The sequence below is a fragment of the Methanoregula sp. genome (assembly GCF_041663825.1).
Lineage (GTDB): Archaea > Halobacteriota > Methanomicrobia > Methanomicrobiales > Methanospirillaceae > Methanoregula.
In genome coordinates, this window is the sequence record NZ_JBAYLY010000061.1 from 1 (window position 1) to 3,579 (window position 3,579).

Here is a 3,579-nt window from a genome sequence, read left to right on the forward strand (position 1 = left end):
CTTGATCAGCGGGCAGTACTGGTACGCATACGACATCAGATCATAGTACAGGACCACATCAGAGTATTGAATAATCCGGTGCTGTGCCTGCCCGCTCATCAACTGCCAGCGGTGATCCAGTGCGAGCCGGTCATTCCATGAATGATCCGCGTATCCTTCCGCCAGCGTGCCACCCTCTTTCAGGGTTTCAACCTGCCGGGTAAGTTTGCGGGTCTCGGAATAGAGCTCAGTATACTTCTCCCCGAGATTCCGCATCTGCGTGCGGGCTTCCGTCAGGCTGCCGTTGGTGATGCGATCCGCGATCTGTTCATTCAGCGGGGGCATTACGTCACCTCTTTTCCGTCAAACACGACCGTGTACTCCGGGTTTTCCTGCTTGAATTTTAGGGCGTCGTTATACGAATATCCAATAACGAACTCGGCAAATGGTTTTTTATCGTACCTATGGTACCGTATCCACCGGTATAAAGGGGGAAGATTCCACCCAACAATCCCGATAATGGCGCCCAATACTATGTCGATGTTTATCATCATCTTACCCCCTTCCGGACCACTTCTTTCATATTGTCCGGTAACACCATCATCAGCAGCCGATAGACCTTTTCCGGGATCTCAATGTGCCGTGTGTCCTGTGTGGATTCCATCGGGGTTTTCCCTTCGACAAGGCGCCGGATCACTCCCTTCAGCGGTTCGTCCGGATCAACCTTCATGCTTTCAAGCACGCCTTTAAGATCCTGGTCGATCTTGAGCGTGGTATCCTTGGTGTCCGGCTGCGGTTCCTGCTTTTGTACTGTTGGTTTTGACATTTTCAAATCTCCTTTGTTTGGGCCTGAATTTGTAACTTCACGATGGGAATCTTCCCAGACTGCCGTTTACACGGCGTAATCATCGGCGATGTGATACACCCTCTTACCTTTGAGGGGTTTCTTTGCAAAGGCCAGCATGAGTGTGTCGGCCTTGTCCGGGCTGGAAAGACCCCGCTTTTTCATATCCTCTTTACTCTCAATCTGGATCTGGCCCCGGCTATTAATCTTATACTTGATATTGGAGAGCTGTGATATAAGTTCTGCGTCGTTTTCAATGTCGATATCTCCGGTCTCGAATCGGATCCGGAGCCCCCAATACCATTCAGCCCGGGCATTCAGATACACTTCCGGATCGCTGGATGATGCCCCGCTTTGCATCTCTTCAACGGGTGCCCGCTGCTCTGCGAGACGATCCACGGTCCCGGCACCGATACCCACGGCATCAACCTTTGCAGACAATGCGCCAGTCTCACGCAGCGCCTTGATCACTTCCCCGGCTACTGCCATAGTACTAGACATCGGCATGGTTTTTGTGATACGGGCGACCGGGCCCTGCCGTAATATGATCACGGTCTGATCTGATCCGTACCGGGCAACATCCACCCCCAATTCAGCTGGAGAGGTCCTTTTGAGCGTCCGATCAACCGCCGCCTCCACCCAGTGAAGCGGGATAAGCGTATCAGTGCCGGCCTCCGGGAATTGTGCGAGAACCTTTGCGGCGTAAAGTGGAGAGTCGTGGGTCCAGTCGTGCAGGCGCTCGTGTACCCATCGGGGGGTAATAAGGTACGGGGCCGGGAGTTCGCCGGTGATCTTGCTTTCCCACCGGTTCATCACCATATCTTCATCGGTTATCCCGAACGTGGTAAAATTGGGGGTTTCAAAAGCAGAGATTGAGATTTTATTTACATCGGGGCTTTTGAATGCCCGGGCAAATCGCCCTGTCGGGTTGGTCGGGTTGCCAATCATCAGGAGACGGCACTGCTCTGACGTAAGGACACCATCGATACCCTCAAAGATCTCATCGGATACCCCGCTTGATTCGTCAGCGATAACGAGGAGATAAATTTCATGAAACCCTTGGAACCGGTCCGGGTCATAGTCCGGTGCGGTGAATCCCCATGCGAACCAGTCCTCTGCCAGCTTGAGTTCCTGAGTGAGGATCGTGCCCCCAAGGGGCCGCTTTGCCCGCTGGAAGTTCTTCCGGATCTCTTTCCATAAGATACCCCGGACCTGCCTATCCGTGGGGGCCGTGGTAAGGACAATAGAGGGCCGGTGAGCATAGAGGAACCAGAGCGCAATAGCCCCGGCATCAAAGGATTTTCCGCTGGCATGGCAACTCTTGACAGCAGTGGTCCGGTGATCCCGTACCGATTCGATGATCTCAACCTGCTTCTCCCACGGTTCGCGCCCCAATACTTCCCGGATCCACCAGACCGGATCATCAAGTGCTCGCTGTGTAAGCATAGCGGCCTGATCCGGAGTAATTACTTCTTTGGCGAGCATTTCTGCATCAATCCTAGCCAGGTGTTATCAGTGCCGTTCGATTTATCCTCCTTGAAAACACCAAGGGCTTTGCCTTCCATCTCGGTATATTTTCCTTCAACCTGATAGATTTTTAATTCGAGATGGGGATCATCTGCTTTTTGTGCGGCAGCGGCCATTTCCTTAAAACGGTCTCGTTTGTTCTGGAGGTGCCCCAAAAAATCATTGGCTTCAAGTGCTTCTTGTGCCGCTGCCACTTTCTTGATTTTGGCTATAATGTGCCCGTTTTCCACATGCCTTCTAAGTGCGTCGCGTTGTTTGTCCGAACCAAAGAACATGCGCGATATTGCGCTATATTGCGCGTTTGGTTCGACGAGCATTTTATCGATCTCTTTGCGCGATTTATGCGCACAAACAATGCAGGCCCGACCCATCTTCACTTACCTTCCTTCAATTCCCTTATCTCACTTATCATGATCTCTTTCTTGTCCTGCAATTCTACGATCTGCTCATCGATATGCGTTATCCGGTCCTGGAGTTTCCGGATCCTGCGTTTCCCGGTTGCATCCCCTATGCATTCTGCAGTCATACCTTCGCCTTCTGGTACAGTGTCTTTCTCGCATCTTTCCAGTTGAACCTCTCAACGATCAGATCTTGATCCTTGAGCCGTTTGAGCGCATATCTCACAGCCCGGACGCCTAACCCGCTTTCCTGCACGATGCCCGACAAGTCCATTGCATCTGTCGTCTTAAGGATTTCCCGAACCTTCTGCACCGATTGCGGGGCCGTGGTGCGTGTGCACGGGTATGGGGTGTTTAGTTTCTGTTCCTGCTCGGTGAGATCTGTCCAGGGTTTACCCAGTCTTTTGCATCTTCGGAGGCATTGCTGGTACTCAGCAGATCCTATCTTATGTGGGATTTTCCATTTGCTTATTGGTGGCATTTTAAAGCGACATTCCGGAGTTGAACCGGATGGGGATCCCGTATTAGGGGCCCACCCCACTATGCCGCAAAAATCTCCCTTTCAGAGGACTTATTTTTTGGTTGGGGATTGTTTATAGCCACATCATGAGGCGATGGGACGTGCAATATGCCCTGTGTTGTGCGTGGTTGAAACTGGTCTTTGTTCGGACTTCTGTGCATATTTGCCTTCCGAAAGGGGATACGGCTGCGCCGGTCATGAGCCGGCAGACCCTCTTGCAGCCGCACTGTTTGGTATGGAGAGTGATTCCCCGCCGGCGGGAGTGATGACGCCGGAAGGGATAGGGGCCCTCTTGGAGGAGTCGATCCTCA

At 52.4% G+C, this 3,579-nt stretch carries 7 protein-coding genes; all 7 read right to left on the reverse strand.

The window, feature by feature from the left end; translation table 11 throughout:
• Window positions 1–324: hypothetical protein (locus tag WCX19_RS14900; RefSeq protein WP_373009511.1), on the reverse strand; the 324-nt coding region annotated here is incomplete at its 3' end.
• Window positions 324–533: a hypothetical protein gene (locus WCX19_RS14905; protein WP_373009513.1), complete on the reverse strand. Its 210-nt coding sequence runs from the start codon at window positions 531–533 to the stop codon at window positions 324–326. The genes WCX19_RS14905 and WCX19_RS14900, both read right to left, overlap by 1 nt.
• Entirely contained in the window at window positions 530–805 is a 276-nt protein-coding gene (locus WCX19_RS14910) for a hypothetical protein (protein WP_373009515.1), read from the reverse strand. Before WCX19_RS14910 ends, WCX19_RS14905 begins: the two co-directional genes overlap by 4 nt.
• A 66-nt stretch (window positions 806–871) precedes the next feature.
• Window positions 872–2,269, reverse strand: coding sequence for a hypothetical protein (locus WCX19_RS14915; RefSeq protein WP_373009517.1), 1,398 nt, complete (start codon window positions 2,267–2,269; stop codon window positions 872–874).
• A 20-nt stretch (window positions 2,270–2,289) separates the two neighbouring features.
• A complete protein-coding gene (locus WCX19_RS14920; protein ID WP_373009519.1) occupies window positions 2,290–2,727 on the reverse strand; it encodes a hypothetical protein in 438 nt (145 codons plus the stop codon).
• Window positions 2,724–2,876 (reverse strand): hypothetical protein, encoded by a 153-nt coding sequence (locus tag WCX19_RS14925; RefSeq protein ID WP_373009521.1) that lies wholly within the window; start codon window positions 2,874–2,876, stop codon window positions 2,724–2,726. Before WCX19_RS14925 ends, WCX19_RS14920 begins: the two co-directional genes overlap by 4 nt.
• Window positions 2,873–3,061: a MarR family transcriptional regulator gene (locus WCX19_RS14930; RefSeq protein WP_373009523.1), complete on the reverse strand. Its 189-nt coding sequence runs from the start codon at window positions 3,059–3,061 to the stop codon at window positions 2,873–2,875. Before WCX19_RS14930 ends, WCX19_RS14925 begins: the two co-directional genes overlap by 4 nt.
• Window positions 3,062–3,579: the final 518 nt, after the last annotated feature.

Excerpts from the sequence above, each read along its gene's own strand:
- WCX19_RS14905 (WP_373009513.1), bottom strand. The coding sequence starts at position 533 with ATGATGATAAACATCGACATAGTATTGGGCGCCATTATCGGGATTGTT.
- WCX19_RS14910 (WP_373009515.1), bottom strand. The coding sequence starts at position 805 with ATGTCAAAACCAACAGTACAAAAGCAGGAACCGCAGCCGGACACCAAG.
- WCX19_RS14915 (WP_373009517.1), bottom strand. The coding sequence starts at position 2,269 with ATGCTTACACAGCGAGCACTTGATGATCCGGTCTGGTGGATCCGGGAA.
- WCX19_RS14925 (WP_373009521.1), bottom strand. The coding sequence starts at position 2,876 with ATGACTGCAGAATGCATAGGGGATGCAACCGGGAAACGCAGGATCCGG.